This is a genomic window from Pseudomonadales bacterium, assembly GCA_041395945.1.
Taxonomy (GTDB): domain Bacteria; phylum Pseudomonadota; class Gammaproteobacteria; order Pseudomonadales; family Azotimanducaceae; genus SZUA-309.
On sequence record JAWKZN010000001.1, the window covers coordinates 2,286,994 to 2,304,219 of the forward strand.

The 17,226-nt window shown below is 61.5% G+C and carries 17 protein-coding genes and 1 pseudogene; 12 read left to right on the top strand and 6 right to left on the bottom strand.

The features are described 5' to 3' along the window. From R3E82_10575 to R3E82_10585, 3 genes are all read left to right on the top strand, one after another. Complete coding sequence (locus R3E82_10575; protein MEZ5551325.1) at positions 1 to 1,608, top strand: carboxylesterase/lipase family protein; 1,608 nt, start codon at positions 1 to 3, stop codon at positions 1,606 to 1,608. A gap of 277 nt (positions 1,609 to 1,885) precedes the next feature. Then, positions 1,886 to 2,386 (top strand): N-acetyltransferase, encoded by a 501-nt coding sequence (locus R3E82_10580; protein ID MEZ5551326.1) that lies wholly within the window; start codon positions 1,886 to 1,888, stop codon positions 2,384 to 2,386. A 62-nt stretch (positions 2,387 to 2,448) separates the two neighbouring features. Next, the gene (locus R3E82_10585) at positions 2,449 to 2,877 is read left to right on the top strand and encodes a GFA family protein (GenBank protein ID MEZ5551327.1); all 429 of its coding nucleotides are present in this window, start codon (positions 2,449 to 2,451) and stop codon (positions 2,875 to 2,877) included. Between the two features lie 327 nt (positions 2,878 to 3,204). Here R3E82_10585 and R3E82_10590 read toward each other — a convergent pair whose 3' ends face one another. Continuing rightward, positions 3,205 to 3,414 carry a helix-turn-helix transcriptional regulator gene (locus R3E82_10590; GenBank protein MEZ5551328.1) on the bottom strand — a complete coding sequence of 70 codons (210 nt, stop codon included), beginning with the start codon at positions 3,412 to 3,414 and terminating at the stop codon, positions 3,205 to 3,207. Positions 3,415 to 3,417: 3 nt separating this feature from the next. Then, entirely contained in the window at positions 3,418 to 3,978 is a 561-nt protein-coding gene (locus R3E82_10595) for a DUF2975 domain-containing protein (protein ID MEZ5551329.1), read from the bottom strand. Positions 3,979 to 4,118: 140 nt separating this feature from the next. Here R3E82_10595 and R3E82_10600 point away from each other — a divergent pair, with 140 nt between their 5' ends. The 3 genes from R3E82_10600 (at position 4,119) to R3E82_10610 (ending at position 5,821) form a co-directional block, all read left to right on the top strand. Continuing rightward, positions 4,119 to 4,700, top strand: coding sequence for an isoprenylcysteine carboxylmethyltransferase family protein (locus R3E82_10600; protein ID MEZ5551330.1), 582 nt, complete (start codon positions 4,119 to 4,121; stop codon positions 4,698 to 4,700). A gap of 39 nt (positions 4,701 to 4,739) precedes the next feature. Then, on the top strand, positions 4,740 to 5,138 hold the full coding sequence (locus tag R3E82_10605; GenBank protein MEZ5551331.1) for a GFA family protein: 399 nt from the start codon (positions 4,740 to 4,742) through the stop codon (positions 5,136 to 5,138). Positions 5,139 to 5,212: 74 nt separating this feature from the next. After that, positions 5,213 to 5,821: a cold shock and DUF1294 domain-containing protein gene (locus R3E82_10610; protein ID MEZ5551332.1), complete on the top strand. Its 609-nt coding sequence runs from the start codon at positions 5,213 to 5,215 to the stop codon at positions 5,819 to 5,821. A gap of 35 nt (positions 5,822 to 5,856) precedes the next feature. Here R3E82_10610 and R3E82_10615 read toward each other — a convergent pair whose 3' ends face one another. Together R3E82_10615 and selD are read right to left on the bottom strand one after the other, a co-directional pair. After that, positions 5,857 to 6,972, bottom strand: coding sequence for a TlpA disulfide reductase family protein (locus R3E82_10615; GenBank protein ID MEZ5551333.1), 1,116 nt, complete (start codon positions 6,970 to 6,972; stop codon positions 5,857 to 5,859). A gap of 74 nt (positions 6,973 to 7,046) precedes the next feature. Continuing rightward, a pseudogene (selD, locus tag R3E82_10620) lies at positions 7,047 to 8,033 on the bottom strand (selenide, water dikinase SelD). Between the two features lie 183 nt (positions 8,034 to 8,216). On the opposite strand from selD, the gene R3E82_10625 reads away from it, so the two are divergent. The 4 genes from R3E82_10625 to putA all read left to right on the top strand — a co-directional run bounded on the left by R3E82_10625 (position 8,217) and on the right by putA (position 13,984). Next, positions 8,217 to 8,654, top strand: a complete 438-nt coding sequence (locus R3E82_10625; protein ID MEZ5551334.1) for a pyridoxamine 5'-phosphate oxidase family protein — start codon at positions 8,217 to 8,219, stop codon at positions 8,652 to 8,654. A gap of 151 nt (positions 8,655 to 8,805) precedes the next feature. Continuing rightward, on the top strand, positions 8,806 to 9,294 hold the full coding sequence (locus R3E82_10630) for a hypothetical protein (GenBank protein ID MEZ5551335.1): 489 nt from the start codon (positions 8,806 to 8,808) through the stop codon (positions 9,292 to 9,294). A 154-nt stretch (positions 9,295 to 9,448) separates the two neighbouring features. Continuing rightward, on the top strand, positions 9,449 to 10,768 hold the full coding sequence (locus R3E82_10635) for an amidohydrolase family protein (protein ID MEZ5551336.1): 1,320 nt from the start codon (positions 9,449 to 9,451) through the stop codon (positions 10,766 to 10,768). A gap of 12 nt (positions 10,769 to 10,780) precedes the next feature. Beyond that, the gene (gene putA, locus R3E82_10640; GenBank protein MEZ5551337.1) at positions 10,781 to 13,984 is read left to right on the top strand and encodes a bifunctional proline dehydrogenase/L-glutamate gamma-semialdehyde dehydrogenase PutA; all 3,204 of its coding nucleotides are present in this window, start codon (positions 10,781 to 10,783) and stop codon (positions 13,982 to 13,984) included. 56 nt (positions 13,985 to 14,040) lie between these two features. Here putA and R3E82_10645 read toward each other — a convergent pair whose 3' ends face one another. Both R3E82_10645 and R3E82_10650 read right to left on the bottom strand, forming a co-directional pair. Next, entirely contained in the window at positions 14,041 to 14,835 is a 795-nt protein-coding gene (locus R3E82_10645; protein MEZ5551338.1) for an enoyl-CoA hydratase-related protein, read from the bottom strand. A 26-nt stretch (positions 14,836 to 14,861) separates the two neighbouring features. Beyond that, entirely contained in the window at positions 14,862 to 15,362 is a 501-nt protein-coding gene (locus R3E82_10650; GenBank protein MEZ5551339.1) for a hypothetical protein, read from the bottom strand. Between the two features lie 271 nt (positions 15,363 to 15,633). Here R3E82_10650 and R3E82_10655 point away from each other — a divergent pair, with 271 nt between their 5' ends. Together R3E82_10655 and R3E82_10660 are read left to right on the top strand one after the other, a co-directional pair. Beyond that, positions 15,634 to 16,281 (top strand): hypothetical protein, encoded by a 648-nt coding sequence (locus R3E82_10655; protein ID MEZ5551340.1) that lies wholly within the window; start codon positions 15,634 to 15,636, stop codon positions 16,279 to 16,281. 156 nt (positions 16,282 to 16,437) lie between these two features. After that, positions 16,438 to 17,115 carry a hypothetical protein gene (locus R3E82_10660; GenBank protein MEZ5551341.1) on the top strand — a complete coding sequence of 226 codons (678 nt, stop codon included), beginning with the start codon at positions 16,438 to 16,440 and terminating at the stop codon, positions 17,113 to 17,115. Positions 17,116 to 17,226 lie beyond the last annotated feature (111 nt).

A 17,226-nucleotide genomic window follows, 5' to 3' on the forward strand; every position in this document is an offset into this window, starting at 1 on the left:
ATGAGTATTCGACTGACCCGCAGGGCTTTCAGCGCAGGCAGCACCATAGGCCTGGCGGCCATGGCGGGTGGCAGCGCTTTCGCCGCAGCTGCCAGCCAGTCCAGCGACTCACCCGTGGCGCGCACGCACAGCGGACCCGTGCGCGGTGTTGTCGAAAACGGCATTCGAGTCTTCAAGGGTATTCCCTACGGTGGCAGCACGGCAGGCGCCAACAGGTTCGGACCGGCACAGGAGCCCGCACCCTGGAAGGAGCCCCTGGACACTTTCGACTACGGTGCTGCCGCGCCGCAGCCGAAGAGCCCGCTCTCTCAGGACCTGACCACGAGCGAAGACTGCCTGGTGCTCAACGTCTGGACCCCGGCACTGGATGACGGCGGCAAGCGACCGGTGATGGTGTGGCTGCACGGCGGCGGATTTTCCACCCTTTCCGGATCGAGCCCCATGTATGACGGCGGCGCGCTGTGCCGACGCGGCGATGTGGTGGTGCTCACCCTCAATCACCGCCTCAACGTCTTCGGCTTCCTGCATCTGGAAGACATCGCGGGCGGCCAGTTCGCCGGCGCAGGCAACCAGGGCATGCTCGATATCGTCCACGCCCTGCGCTGGGTACGACGCAACATCCGCCGTTTCGGCGGAAATCCGGACAACGTCACGATTTTCGGAGAGTCGGGCGGCGGCCGGAAGGTCTCCACCCTGATGGGTATGCCCGCAGCGAAAGGGCTCTTTCACCGCGCCATCATCCAGAGCGGACCCGGCCTGCATCTGCAGCCGCGGGACAAGGCAAGCGAGGTAGCCCGCAGCTTTCTCGATGAGCTGAAAATCGCACCGGGCGCGGCCGCCAGCCTGAAGGAAGTTCCGGTCGAGCAAATGCTCGTCGCCCACGATCGGGTGGAAGCAGGATTCGATCCCCAGGCGCGCGCCCGAGGCAGATTCGAGCAGCGCGGCTTCGTGCCGACCGTTGGCGTGCCCGCCCTGCCCGCCTATGCCTTCGATCCGGTCGCAAGCGAGCTCTCCGCCAGAGTGCCGCTGCTCATCGGCAGCAACCGCCACGAACTGGCGCTGTTCACCCGCGGTGATGCGGCCATCTATGAGGACAAACTGACCGAAGCCGAACTCGCCGATCGGGTAGCGGGCATGGCCGGTGGTGCCGCCGCCCGTGTATTGCAGACCTATGCCAGCGCGTATCCGGGCACCACTCCCGCCGAGCGCTGGCTGCTGATGCTCTCGGATCGGACCTACCGCTTCGATTCCATCACCCTCGCCCAGCGCAAAGCCGCACTCGGTCCGGCGACCTGGATGTACTACTTCACCTGGGAATCCGAAACCGACCCTAAACTGCGCTCACACCATGCACTGGAAATTCCCTTCGCCTTCGACAACGTCGACCAGTCGCCCTGGGCAGGCACCAGCGCAAAAGCCCGGGCACTGGCGCTGAAAATGAGTTCCGCCTGGATTGCCTTCGCCCGGGATGGCGATCCCAATACTCCGGTGCTCCCCGAGTGGCCCGAATACGACAGCACACAGCGGGCAACGATGGTGCTCGATGAAACGTGCACAGTGTTGAAGGATCCGGATGCCGCTGTGAGGCTTCTGTGGGCGACGGTGTAGAGATGGGGAGGCATGATGCGACCAGAGCCGGGCAGATGCTGCGGATCGGATACTTCCTCGGGTTCGTGGATAACTCCGAGTTACAATGCAACCCGGCTGCAAGGCGACGACGGAGGCTCTGATCAAATGCGAAAACGACTCAAGCGCAAAAAAACCGCCTGCGCACTGTGTAAACCGCACAAACGGGCCTGGGAAAATCGCTGGAAGGCACGAGAATTCTCACGGCTCAAGCAGGACGAAAAAGATATGCGATCTGCCGGGCGGGAAAGCTGAGCTGATGCAGCTCCGCAATGCCTGCCAGGGCGACCATCGCGCCATCCTGGAACTCTACAAGCGTGTTGCTTCTGTTCCCGGCGGGCTGGCACGCCTGGCAGATGAGATCGATGAGGCTTACGTGACCTCGTTTCTGACCAGCTCGATGAACCGGGGTATTTGTCTCGTAGCAGCAGGTCCAGGCGATCTCCAGGCGGAAATACACGCCTATGCCCCGGTTCCAAAATGCTTTTCACATGTACTTTCCGATCTTACGATCGCCGTTGACCCTTCGGCGCAGGGCAAAGGCCTCGGACGACGGCTCTTTGAAACATTCATGCTGAAGGTTGAGGAGACGCATCCGCATGTCCTTCGAGTTGAACTCATTGCTCGCGAAAGCAACGCGAAGGCAATCCGGTTCTACGAGACCCTGGGCTTCACCATCGAAGGCAGGATGGACAAACGCATCGCCAGTGTCGGAGGCGGCTTCGAATCAGACATTCCCATGGCCTGGTTACGCGCCTGAGTTAACTCCTGAAGTGCGTCCACCGCGCCTGCACCCACCCACTTCTTCGGAGTTCTAAAGCCGTGTCCGATATCTACAAAGGAAGCTGCCTCTGCGGTGCTGTCACTTTCGAGACAGATCAGCTCGACCAGCGCGCCGCCCATTGTCACTGCCGGATGTGCCGGAAATTTCATGGCGCGGAATACGCGACCTTTGTCGGCGTTCCGCGCCAGTCTTTGCGATGGACAAAAGGCACGGACGCCATCGCGGAGTTCCGGGCGCCGAATGGTACGGTCCGTTCATTCTGCCGACTCTGTGGTTCCAGCCTGCTGTTCCACAGTCCGCGAGCGAGCAGCGAAACTATCGAAATCGCACTGAGTGTGTTTGACACCGACGTTCCCGTTGTACCGGATGCCCACATATTCGTGGGCTCCGCTGCGAACTGGACTTCAATCACGGACGATCTTCCCCAGTACGTGGAGGGCAGAGACAGCGCAAGGGCAGGGATATGACCAGATCAACGCGCATCAGAGGCGGCAGGAATGTCGCCATGAAAGTTCCACCGCAGCCATCGTCCATCTGGTGAGTGAAAACGAGTAAGGCGCGGTGAGCGCGCCAGGACTTCCCGTACGAGCAGACACCTGCCACCGAATCTGCAGATCCGCGCCGAACGCGAACACGACCGCGACCCCATCGGCAAGCTCATCGCCAGCGGATGGTTCGCAACACTGGTATGCGCTGGGCTCTGTCGCCGTGTTGCCTCGCTATCACGGCAGGGGCATCGGCTCCGCACTCGTGCGCAACGGCCTTCAAGGCATCACAAAATGGCTGCCCGCGGCTCACTCTTCAGACTCGTGCACCAGCAGATCACCGGGCTGGCATTCCAGAAACTCACAGATCTTCTCGAGGGTTGAAAAGCGCATACCCTTGACCCTACCGGAGCGGATGAGCGAGATGTTCTGCTCGGTGATGCCCACGTACTGAGCCAGCTCCCTCGAGGTCTTTTTACGCTCCGCGAGCAGGATGTCGAGCTGTACCCTGATCGGCATGAGCTAAATGATTTCCTGATTTTCTTCGGAGATGCGCTGACCCTGTTCCATCACCAGCGCAACAACCAGCAGCACGAACCCCAGGAACACGGCCGTCAATTCCGAATTCCCCGCGGTGAAGGACAGATAGCGGTTACCGGGCGCGTTGCCGAACGTTGTCGCCATACTCATCAGGCCCCCTGCCAGGGGTCGCGCTACACCGGTGAGCAGCACCGCGGTTGCAAACACCCGGAAGCTTCTGACGCTGTCGGAGGTGAAGAACTGCAGCCGTGAGAAACAGCCGAACAGTTTTGCCAGATGCCACAGTGCCCACATGGTCAGTCCGCCGGGAATCATCGAGATCATGAAACCAGCCAGTCGCAGAGCCGGGGTAAGCCGGCCCACCTCAAAGCCGACGCCGTGCGGGACCAGGTAGTAGGCGGCTTCGCCGGACAGTAGAAACGCCTCGCTGCCCAGAAACCACATGCCACCGAGCAACAGGGGAACCAGCGCGAAGCCGATCGCGCAGACTCCCCGCAGCACCCGGCTGTAGGTTACGATCCTTGTGCTATTGGCCTCTGTCATTGCGGTCTCCCTGGCTGGCGATGGGAAGGGATAAGGTAACTCCACATTTATTGTTTAACAATATATTTTTATTGTATTACGATGATTCTGATACTCCCAGTTCAACGGAGGTTTCAGCTGCAGTCGCGCCCTAGCCGCCCATGACACTGCTCATCTACTTCCTGCTGTATCTGCTGCTCGCCTTTGTCTGGCGCACGCTGCTCGTCTACCGGAAGACGGGCATCAATCCTCTCACCCTGTCATCCGCGGATGACGCCTACGGGTACGTGGGGCGGGCGTTCAAAGTTGTGATCGCCGCGAGCGGGCTGATTGTGCTGCTCAATGCACACCCTGATCTGGCCGGTTGGCTGGCGCCGATTCCAGATCTTCGGGTGCCCGGGCTCGAGATCCTGGGATGGTGCCTGCTGCTGGCTTCGCTTGTCTGGGTGCTTATCGCCCAGGCGCAGATGGGTTTGTCCTGGCGGATCGGGATCGATTCGGAGAACCCTACGGAGCTGGTGCAGAAAGGCCTGTTCAGTGTCTCCCGCAATCCGATTTTCCTTTCGATGCGGGTCACGCTGCTCGGTGTGTGTCTGGTCGCGCCTTCGGCAGCGACCCTCGCCGTGCTCATCGCCGGAGAGATCCTCATCCAGGTCCAGGTGCGCCTGGAGGAGACCCATCTTGCCGATCTGCATGGTGAGCAGTACAAAACGTATCAGGCAAGCGTGAGGCGCTGGCTTTGAGATCAGCTTTGTCTGTCGCCGTACGGGAGGAGGGAAACCGTGACTGAAAAGATCGAAGGATCCTGCCACTGCGGCGCCCTGCACTGGCAGTTCCGGGGAACCCCGGAAGCCGCTACCGCATGCAACTGTACCCTCTGCCGCCGTTACGGCGTGCTCTGGGCCTACGATTACGAAGGCGAGCGCATCAGCGTCTCCGGGCCAACCCAGGCCTATATCCGCGGCGAGGCGATAGAGTTTCATTTCTGCCCCACCTGCGGTTGCGTCGCTTACTGGCGATCAATGCAGGCAGACCCACAGGGACGCCGGCGCATCGCGGTGAATCTGCGCCTGACCGAGCCGGAGCCCGTTGCACAGATCCCGATCGATCATTTCGACGGCCTGAAGCGTTTCGAGGATCTGCCCAGAGACGGGAAGTGTGTCGCGGACTACTGGTTCTGAATCACCTGAAAATGCGGGAGGTTTAAATAAAACCGCGCCCAACCAATGTCCTGGTGCAGACGGAGATTTGAAGCGTGACACGCCAGAAAGGGCTGATTCAGAAGTGGGACGATGCTCGAGGCTTCGGGTTCATCCGGCCCGCAGGCAGCAACGGTCAGGTCTTCCTGCACATCAGCGCACTCACCCACAGGAACAGGCGTCCCGCAGAAAACGATGCCGTCAGCTATCGATTGGCCAGGGACCCGAAGGGGAGGGCCAAGGCGATCGATGTCGAGTACCTGAACAGGCGCACGGAACCACGTCCGGGACAGGGGCTCGTCCTCCGTAAAATCGGTATCTCCAGCATGTTCATGATGCTGCTTCTGACCGCAGTCACCGCCGATCTGCTGCCTCCCGAACTGCTTGGATTGTATTTCGTGACCGGCACTCTCGCCTTCATCATGTACTGGTACGACAAATCCGCAGCACGCACGTCGAGGTGGCGTACCGCAGAAAACACCCTGCATTTCGTCGACCTGCTCGGCGGTTGGCCGGGCTCGCTGATCGCCATGGAGGTGTTCAGACACAAATCGAGGAAAGCATCTTTTCAGCGAATTTTCTGGGTCACGGTTATGGTGAATTGCGGCGTTCTTGCCTGGCTGATTTCACCCGCCGGAGCCAGACTTCTCGCTGAATTAGGTTGAACAGGCACGATGCAGATGGCACCCTGCCCTTCAGCTCAAGGCTTGTCCAACCCCTCGATCGGCCGATAGTAGGGCTTGCCTTCCAGTGTCTGGACCTTCTTCGTCCAGTTCTCTCCGGCAACCTCCGGCGTAAACGACCAGTCCTGGCGTGCGTAATTCCAGCTCGCAGGATTCAGAGACTGGGCGATCTCCCAGTACTTGTCCGCGCGTGCCTGATCGCCTGCGCCGAAGAAATACACCGCCAGCCTGAAATTGGCTTCTGCGATCGCTTCCTCGTCCGAAGGTGGCGCCACAGCCACCGATCCGACCGGCTTCAGGTATTCACTGGCTTCCCCTTCCTTCACCCAGCTGGTGACCATGGGCGCATAGTCTTCCCGGCCGAACTGGAAATCGCCCATCCTGTGGATGGTGGCATAGGTGCCTTCATCGATCCGGCGCACGTTGCCGGCCTCATCGATCCAGACCGCTGAGGGCACGTTCACCAGGTTGTACAGAGCACTCAGCCTGTGCTGAGTGTCGACCAGCGTGATGTACTTCGCGCCAGCCTTTTCGTACCAGGGTGCGGCGGCTTCCACACCTGCGGAGTCCTGGGCGGCTGCAATAATGATGAAATTGTCGTCTTTGAGTGTTTCGAATACTGCCTGCCAACCTGACAGGTCAAAGCGGCATCCTCACCAGCTTGCCCAGGACAGCAGCATGATCTTCTGCCCCTTGAAATCGGAGAGCCGATGCAGGCGCCCTTCGACATCCGGCAGCTCGAAATCCGGCGCCACTCCGCGCTCGAAGAAGCTCGCGCGCCGCACCGGGACGGCACCGAAGCTCCAGACTCCGGCATCGTGATCCACTACGTAGGGCTGCTGCAGCCGATCGGCGAGTTCGGCGACGTTGAACCAGCGCTCGCCACCACGGGTCACAAATATGTCGCTGTCTTCTTCCTGACGCACCGGCACACAGATGTCGTCGATGCAGGCGCCTTCCGGCTTCAGCTCGAAGCCGTTGACCTCGGTCAGGTCTTCCGGATGAATCCACAGGTCGGTTGGATCCGCCAGGGTCTGTTCGACCGCAACTGTCCGACCTTCATAGAGCACTACTGCTTTGGCGTACGACTCGACCGCCGTAAGCAACAGCAGCATGCCCACCAGAATTCTCATACTGTCTCCCCTCTCCAGTTCACATACGCCCTGAACTATACGCCCTCACCCGCAGCGAAGGTAACGCCGGTGCCTCAATCGATCACCAGATGAGTGCCATCGCCGCTGGCAACGGCGTGGCCGATACAGGCGGCGTCCGCCACTCCGGCTGCGCGCAGATCCCGCACCAGCGCCTCGACAACAGACGCATCGACAGCCAGCAGCAGCCCGCCGTTGGTCTGCGGATCGAACAGCAGTTCCGTCTGCGCAGGTTGCAGCGAGGCTCGGATATCCATGTCCGGCTCCGACAACGCGCGGTTGCTGACATTCGAGCCCGTGGACATGCCACGTTCATACATGGCCCGCGCGCCGCTCATGAAGGGGATGTCCCGGTAGCGCAGTTCGATGCGAACCTTCGAGCCACGCGCCATCTCCAGACTGTGTCCGGCCAGCCCGAATCCGGTGATATCGGTTGCCGCATGCACCTCGTAGCGGGCTGCGACTTCTGCGGCTGTGCGGTTGAGGGCGACCAGTGTCGACCGGCAGGCCTCGAGATCCTGCGCGTTCACCCAGCCCTTGAGATTTGCATTGAGCAGCACACCGCTCCCCACTGGTTTGGTGAGCACCAGGCCATCACCCGGCCGCACACCTGAGTTGCGCCAGCAGCGCTGGGGATGCACCACTCCGGTGACCGCCAGTCCGAATTTCGGCTCCGGATCCTCCACGGTGTGGCCACCGGCCAGCACGGCGCCGGCTTCATCGATTTTCTGTCGTGCGCCGCGAACGATGCCTGCCAGAATTTCCGGCCCGAGCTCATCTGCCGGGAAACAGACCAGGTTCAGACAGGTAACCGGACGCCCACCCATGGCATACACGTCACTCAGTGCATTCGCCGCGGCAATCTGACCGAACAGTTCAGGATCATCGAAGGGCGGCGTGATGAAATCCGCCGTGACCACGATCGCGATCTCATCCGTGAGGCGATACACGCCCGCATCGTCGGAGGTGTCGTAACCGACAATGAGATTGGGGTCCGCGACCTTCGGCAGCGAACCCAGCAGCGCCTGCAGCTCGACCGAGCTGACCTTGGCGGCTCAGCCGCAGGTGCGCGACAGACTGGTGAGCGTGTGTTTCTTGCGGAACAAATCCGACTCCTTCGACGCATCCGCTACCCCATGCAGCGGCGCGGAACCATGCTATCGTTGCCGGCCGTTTATTAACACCCGGGAGCAATGCGTCTCCCCCCAGACACACCGGAGAGCGCGATGGCAGATACCCGTATGACCCGTTCCGAACGCGAGGCCTTCCTGGCAGACCTTCATGTTGGCGTACTGTCTGTTCCCGCTGAAAACAGCGCCCCGCTCTCCGCGCCCGTCTGGTACGACTACCGCCCGGGCGGGGACATCTGGTTGCTGACCGGCAGGACTTCTCAGAAAGGCAGGCTGCTCAGGAAAGGTACTCGAGTCACGCTGGTCGCCCAGAAGGAGTCACTGCCTTACGCCTATGTCTCGGTAGAAGGCACGGTGACCGCCATCACACCGGCCGAAGTCGACACCGACACACGACCCATGGCCCGCCGTTATCTCGGCGACAAGATGGGGGATGCCTATGCGGCCCAGAATTCCGAGGATGACTCGGTGCGGGTGACGATACGTGCCGACCGCTGGCTGACCGTGGACTACGCGAAGAGTGGCGCGGGCTGATCCGCCATAACCCGGTCTCCGGCACCCCTGGCGATCCGTTCTTTAGTGTATATCCTGTGCTGCGCACACTACTATTCCGGCGCCGAAGCCACCTAACGCCGTTCCGGCCCGTTAGAGGGCTACCTGAATCGCATCCCAACGGGAGATCACCATGCAGCTGAATACTTTGAACAGACCGCGGTACCTGATCCGGCTGGCAAAAACCTGCGCCGTCGGACTTGCGCTCACCTGCGCGCTCACCACCTCTGCTGCGACACCTGCGGACCCCGAAAACGCCGCACGCGCAGTGATGGTCGACTTTCTGGACGCCTTCAACGCCCGGGACGCAGAGCGCTGGGCGGACACCCTGCAGTTCCCGCACGTGCGACTGGCCAGCGGCACGGTCACCGTCTATGCAGACAAAGCAGAGTTCGTGGCGGCGATGGATCTCGATTCCTTCGCGGCCAGCAGCGGCTGGGATCACAGCACCTGGGACAAGATGCGTGCGATCCAGGTATCACCCAGCAAAGTCCACATCGCGGTGGTCTTCAGTCGATTCCGGGCTGACAACAGCCTGATCGCCAGTTTCGAATCGCTCTATGTCATTGAACAGATCGATGGGCGCTGGGGTGTGAGAGCGCGGTCGAGTTTCGCACCCTGATCTGAAACCTCCGATCTGAGCAGCCTGGCCCGCGGTGAATAGCCTGTCAGCAGCGTCGCTCCGGTTACTGGCGCTCCTTGCGGGGGTATTATCCCTGTCCGCTTGTGGGGAACCACCCCCCGGCGCTTCCCCGGGAAAAATTTCCAACCCCCTGGTGCTGACCGGCGCAACTCTGATCGACGGACTGGGCGGGGCGCCGATCGGCAACGCGGTCGTCGTCATCAATGGGGAGAGGATCACCGCCGTGGGGACCGCTGCCAATGTGCAGCTGCCCGACGGTGCGGAAACAATCGATCTGAACAACCGCTGGATCGTACCCGGCCTGATCGATGCCCACGCGCACTTCATGGAATCCGGCAGACCCTACACCAAGCCGGCTCAGATTGATCTGACCCATCTGGTGCCCTATGAACGGGAAGTCGCCTGGATGAAGGCACGTGTACCGGTCACACTGAAAGCCTACCTGTGCGCGGGGGTGACTACCGTGCTTTCCGTCGGCGGTCCTGTTTTCGAGTACGAAGTGCGGGAGCAGGCGGCGGGTTCGCGACTCGCACCCGAAGTAATCGTAGCGCACGGCCCGATTGCCCTGGTGCCATCCGAACTGCTGTTCCCCCTCTTCGACGGCGATACGCCACTGCGAACGCTGCAGGATGCAAGCGGGGCAGCCGCCGAAATCAACCTCGCCACTGCGCGTGGTGCGGATCTCATCAAGATTGCCGTGATGGGCGGCCCCCTGGCTGCGTTCGAAGCCGACTACTCGGGAGTGCTCGCACCTGTGATCGCCCGGGCACGTGCGCAGAACCTGCCTGTTACTGCCCATGTCACACAACTCGAAGCCGCCCGTACCCTGATCGAGCTCGGCGCAACCAGTCTGCAGCATCTGCCCCTGGATGCCGAAGTCGATGCTGCCTTCGTGTCCCTGGCTCGTTCGAAAGGCACGGTCATCGTGCCCACACTGGCGGTCTGGCCACGCAGTTTCGTGCAGCCCTATTCCAGAGACTGGCAGTTCACTGAAATCGAATCACGCTGTGGCGATTCCGCCGTCATCCAGGCATGGCACACAGTCGAGCCACTGCCACCGGTGGATCCCCAGGTCGGAGAGTTCTTCCGCACAGGCATTGCGATGGCCGCCCGCAATACCCGGATCCTGTATGACGCTGGTGTGCCGCTGGCGGCAGGCTCCGATGCAGGCAACTTCGCAATGCTGCATGGTGCGTCGCTCCACTACGAGTTGCAGCTCATGCAGAATGCGGGCGTCGACCCCCTGGGTCTGATCACAGTGGCTACCTTCAACGCCGCAATACTCGCCGGTCGCGAGACGGAGCTGGGATCGATCAGCCCGGGCAAACGCGCGGATCTGCTGGTACTGCGCGCAGATCCCACGACGGATATCGCCAATCTGCAGCAGATCGACTCTGTCATGCGGCGCGGCCGTCTGATCGCCGCTACGGAACTGCTGCCGCCACCTGACTGAAGGAGTACGTGCGTGCCTGCATCCACCCCCTCCAACTCTCTCCGCCAGCGTATCCGCGCCGCCACACACGCAGATGAATCGGAGTGCGTAAACCGGCTGCTGCAGTCCGCGCGTGAGCAGCTCGATCCTGCCGCGAGACAACGTATCCAGGTGCGCTCCCGCGATCTGATCGAACACTGTCGTGAGGCAAGCGACGATGCCGGCACTCTCGATGCTTTCCTCCAGGAGTTCGGCCTGTCGAATCGGGAAGGTGTCGCGCTGATGTGTCTTGCCGAAGCCCTGCTGCGGGTGCCCGATGATGACACCGCAGATCGTCTTATCGCCGAGAAGATCCGCTCCGGGGACTGGGACGCCCACGCCGGCCGATCCCGATCGAACTTCGTCAACGCTTCGGTCTGGGGTCTGATGCTCACCGGTCGGCTGGTCACTCTGGATCCTGCCACTTATGCGGATACCGGCGCCTGGATACGCCGGCTGGTGAGCCGTCTGGGCGAGCCCGTGGTACGTACTGCGGTGCTCCAGGCCATGCGCATCCTCGGCGGTCAGTACGTGCTCGGGCGCAGCGTGGAGGAAGCCCTCGAGCGAGGTCGAGAGCTCAATGATCCGGGCACGAGATTTTCCTTCGACATGCTCGGCGAAGGAGCACGCACCCAGGTAGATGCCGACCGTTACTTCGCCGCCTATCGGGACGCGATTGAAAGCATCGGCAGACACGAAGCGGAGCAGGATCCGATCCTGGCCAACGGTGTATCCATCAAACTGTCTGCTCTGCATCCGCGCTATGAGTTCGCCCAGTGGGCCCGGGTTCTGGACGAACTGCTGCCCAGACTCAAACAGCTCGCGATCCGGGCGCGGCGACACGGCCTGGGCCTGAGCATAGACGCAGAAGAGGCGGCCCGGCTCGAGCCTTCTCTCGATCTGTTCGAACGCCTGGCCCTCGACCCGGCACTGCGTGGCTGGGAGGGTCTGGGATTTGTGCTGCAGGCTTACCTGAAGCGCGCACCCGGTGTGGTCGACTGGCTGATCGATCTGACCGGGCGGGCAGACCGCCGGATCATGGTGCGTCTGGTCAAGGGTGCCTACTGGGATACCGAGATCAAGCACGCCCAGGAACAGGGCTTCCCGGATTATCCGGTCTATACACGCAAGGCCAACACGGATCTGTGCTACGAGGTATGCGCAGCACGCCTGCTGCAGCAGGATCGCATCTTCCCCCAGTTCGCCACCCACAATGCCAATACGGTGAGCACGATCATCGAACTCGCCGGTGCGCGACGTAGTTTCGAGTTCCAGCGTCTCCACGGTATGGGTCAGCTGCTCTATCGCAAACTGTTCGAGTCCCGTGAGCAGAGCCCCGATACGGGAAAACAGGCAAACAACCCGGCCAGGCCCCATGCATTGCGCGTCTACGCACCCGTCGGCTCGCATCGGGACCTGCTGCCCTATCTGGTGCGACGGCTCCTGGAAAACGGCGCGAACAGCTCATTTGTGAACCGGTTTCTGGATGCCGGTGTGCCCGTCGATGAACTGACCCGGGATGTGACCAGCCGCATCGATCCACGTCGAGGTTTGCGGCATCCGCTGATTCCCGCGCCGCCACGTCTTTATCGGCACAGAGGCGATGGCCGTGACAACGCAGCCGGCATCGATCTGGATGATCCTGGCGCTGTCGAAGCGCTCATGCGGGCACTTGCCGATCACGCCAACCAGCAGGCGCACGCCGCACCGATCGTCAACGGCACCGAATTGTCCGGGACATCCGGCAAACCCGGGACGTCGGCAACACTCTGCAGTCCCGCCGACCGCGCACGCAGCGTCGGCACCCTGGTAGAAGCAGTCAGCAGCGACGTCGACGCCGCCCTGGACTGGGCCAGCCGGGGTCAGCCGACCTGGGATGCGCTAGGCGGTATTGCGCGCGCCCGGATTCTCGAGCGTGCTGCCCGGCTGCTCGAATCCCGCACTGCGGCTTTCATGACCCTGATCATCCGCGAAGCTGGCCGCACTGTGCACGATGCACTCTCCGAAGTGCGAGAGGCGATCGATTTCTGCCGCTATTACGCCGCCCAGGCGCGTGAGCTTTTCTCAGATCCGGTTCGCCTGCCCGGGCCGACGGGTGAATGCAGCGAACTGTCGCTGTGCGGCCGCGGCACCTTCGTGTGCATCAGTCCCTGGAATTTCCCGCTGGCAATTTTCACGGGGCAGATTGCCGCCGCCCTGGCCGCGGGCAACTGCGCGATCGCCAAACCTGCGGAGCAGACACCCCTGGTTGCCGCCGACATGGTGCGCCTGTTTCTCGAAGCGGGTGTTCCACCTGCTGTGGTGCACTTCCTGCCGGGCGACGGCGCCCGTCTCGGTGCACGGCTGCTGGCCGATCCCCGGATCAGCGGGGTGGCTTTTACCGGCTCTCTGGCCACCGCCAGAATCATCCAGCGTGCCCTTGCCGATCGACCAGGCGCCATTGTGCCGCTGATTGCGGAAACGGGTGGACTGAACGTGATGCTGGTGGACTCCACAGCACTGCCGGAGCAGGTAGTAGACGATGTCATTGCTTCTGCTTTTCAGAGCGCCGGCCAGCGTTGCTCAGCGCTGCGGGTGCTCTATCTGCAGGAAGAAATCGCCGACAGCGTGCTGACAATGCTCAAAGGTGCGATGGACACACTGGTCATTGGCGATCCGCTCGAACTCTCCACAGATATCGGACCGGTTATCGACGAGGACGCCCGCGCCGATCTCGCCAGCCATGTGGCGCACCTGCGCAACACGGCAACCCGGGTGGCGGAAAGCACACTGCCCGCGTCCTGTGCCCGGGGCAGCTATCTCGCACCCTGTGTGTTCGAGATTGAAACCCTTACGGAACTGCCGGGCGAGGTTTTCGGCCCGATTCTTCATGTGATCCGCTACTCGAGCCGCAATCTGGACAGGGTGCTCGAAGACATCCGCAGCAGCGGCTTCGGACTCACCCTCGGCGTGCACAGCCGCATCGATGGTTTCGCGGACGAAATTTTTGCGCACACCCGGATCGGCAATACCTATGTGAACCGCAACATGATCGGCGCGGTAGTCGGCGTGCATCCATTTGGTGGCATGGGTCTGTCCGGTACCGGGCCCAAGGCTGGAGGGCCCGGTTACCTGCGGGCCTTCGCCAGCGAGCGGACCCGCACCGAAAACCTTGCCGCAAAAGGGGGCAACACGGAACTGTTCGGTCTCGGGGATTGAGTCGAAGGGTCGTAACCCTTTCCGTCGCTGCAGCGGATATCCGTTCGGAAATCGCCCTAGCAGAGCTTGCTGCGGAAATCCGGATCGCGTTTTTCCCGCAGCGCAGCACCCCCCTCCTTCGACTCTTCGGTCTCGTAGTAGAGGGACAGGCCCAGCATGCCCAGACCACCGATCCCGCGGATGCTTTCCGTATCCGCATTGAAGGAGCGTTTCGCCAGGGCAATTGCGGTAGGACTGCGAGCCACCAGTTCAGAGCACCACTGGGCAACTTCCGAGTCGAGATCGGCATCCGCCACCACATGGTTGATCAGTCCCATCTCGAGCGCCTGCTGCGCGCTGTAGCGTCTGCACAGATACCAGATCTCCCGGGCCTTCTTCTCACCCACAACCCGGGCCAGATAGGCCGTACCGAAGCCGGGATCCACCGAACCCATCTTCGGTCCCACCTGACCGAAGATGGCCGTCTCTGCGGCAATGGTCAGATCACAGATGGTCGCCAGTACATTGCCACCACCGATGGCATAACCGCGTACCTTGGCAACCACGGGTTTGGGTACATCGCGGATCACCGAATGTACCTCGTCGATCGGCATGCCGATCACGCCGCGATCACCCCCGTACTGACCGTCGTGATCAGACTGATCGCCCCCGGTGCAGAATGCTCTGTCACCGGCACCGGTCAGCACGATGGCACCCACGTCTCTGTCGTAGCCGGCCTTGCCGAATGCCCTGACCAGTTCTTCACAGGTCAACCCCCGGAACGCGTTGTAGACCGCAGGTCGGTTGATGGTGATGGTCACCACATGGTCTTTCTTCTCGTAGAGAAGGTCTTCGAATACAGATTCGCTCATCGCGTCCCGGGCTCCTGTAGCAGTGATCAGTAATCCTGCAGCCGTTGCGCCACCTGCAGACCCACAGCCTTCATCTGCTCACGATCCTCCATCGGCAGCACCTGAATCTGCACATTCGCAACACGAATCATCAGCGTCCCGTTCACATCCATGAAATAAGCCTCCTCACCCAGCGACTGCGCAGCCTGAATCGGCGCCTCAACGGATTGCGTGTTCGTGGCCCGATCAATGACAACCTGGGCAACCTCACCCATACCCCGCCCCTGTTCCATTTCTGCCGCCGCCCGCTCGATGGAACCGCTGGCGGTGAGATAAAAGCCAACGCCTTCGGAGGATTCAGGTGGTGAGAAAGAACACAGGCTGGAACTGGGTGAATAATTCTCGCTGGCATCCACCAGTACTGCCTCCGGGACTCCAAGAATCCGCGCGGCATCTGCACCGGTGAATCCCGCGCAGTTGACGATGGCTGCAGCCGGGATCAGTTCATCCCCAACACCCTCAGTTTTCTCTGCTGGTGGCGCGGACACGGGAAGTGGCTGAGCTGATGTGTCTGTCTTTGAACCCGGTGTGACCTCCGTTTCGCCAGAACCACAACCGGCGATCACAACGACCAGCCAGAGTGGAAAGATCCTCGAGTTAAACATCTGAGACCCTCTGTTGAATTTCTCTGCATGTAACTCCCGTCTCCTGGCAGCGTCAACCCGGCAAACCCTTCAGCAACGGCTGCGGGAAGCTCGGAGGCATTGATACTCCTGCAGAGAGTCCCTAGGATCCTGCACAGACACTGGAGGAAACCGCATGCCCGCACTCGACGACCGTTCCCTGGGCTGGTTGCGCTATCTCCACCGCAAGTCCACGACTCCGGACAACTGGGACAAGGACGGGCAACCGCACCCGCACTGGGATGCCACCACCGGCGAACCCATGACCTCCTGGCATCGCTTCGATCTCATCGATTCGAGTTACGCGGTGGCATTGATGAGCGATCGCACTCCCGCCTGGCGTGAGGTTTACGGCCGCATCCTCGATGAACTGGTGAGCCGGCATACCAGCTGGTGGTCGGCGTCGGACTGGATGACCCAGTTCGGTCACGATCCGGCGCGGGCGCGCTATCCGGATCGGTATCGGCCCCTGGTGCCCCCCGCACACTGGGGCAACTACGATGTGCCGGGCTGGACGGCAAACGGCATCGAGCCCTACGGCATACAGGCCGACCCCATCGCTGCAGACGGCATGCTGTTCTTCAAAGGTTTCTTCACGCTGCTCATGAGCCTGCACCGCTATGTCTCGGGTGATGACAAATGGAATCGCCCATTCGGGATGATCCGTGATGGAGCAAACACTTTCACCTGGAGCCACTCGAAAGTTGCCGCCTATCTCGCCGGACAGTGGCACAACAGTCAGCTTGGCTGTCACTGTGAAAACACCAAAATCTGGCCCTACTGACTCAGCGGCGCGGGCCTCGGTCTGAGGCTCCACGACCAGCTCTACGGGAGCGATCACCACCAGGCCTTCGAGAAATGGTGGCAGTACGCTTCCAGCAACTATGTCTCCTGGTCAGGCGACACACCCACAGGACTGGACCTCTACTACGACCCGGTCGTGGATGAACATGTGGGCCACGGACCCATGGGTGTGGTGATACCGGCCTGGTACTTCGCGCCTCAGAAACCGGCGGTCGCGCTGGCCGGCTGGCAGATGGCGGCGGCGGTCAGTGGCGCGGCAGGCACCGGCCCGATTACCGGTCTCGAAGACCCGGCGAGGGCGACCATGCTGCTGCAGATTGCGGGGGAGTTCGCCGGGGAGGAGATCAAGAGCAGACTCTGGGCGGCAGCCGAACCCCACATCGAACCGACCTGGGATCGCCAGTCAGGAGAGTTCACGCTGGGCTTCGGGCTCGATGAACCCCACCCGAGAGGCCAATGGAATGCGCGGTGCATGGCCGGCTGGGTCTGCACACCGGGTGCCTGGTCGCGGCTGTTCAACGAACCCAACCTCAGGAAATTCGACGAACCTACGGTAGAGGACGTGGATTTTCCTCGAATCGCACTCAGTGAAGCCCGCTGGGATGGTTCGCGCCTGCATCTGGCCGCACATCCGCAGAATACGGGAGTCGCGGAAACACGCACACGCGTCCGGGTGACCAATCTCGATCCGAAGACTCAGTGGATGCTGGTGCAGGCAGACGGGAACCGGGTACCGCTCGAGAACATCGAAGGCACGCTCGACGTGGAACTCAGAGCCGATAATCGGTCAGTCAGTATTGTTCGGCAGGATTGAGGGGTCTTCAGAAGGAGGGCTCTGAACGCTCTCCTCGGGTGCAAGGCCTTGTCGCTTGGCCCGCTTTTCGTCGGCTTTGCGCTTCTTGTCTATTTCTCGTTGTCTCTTTGC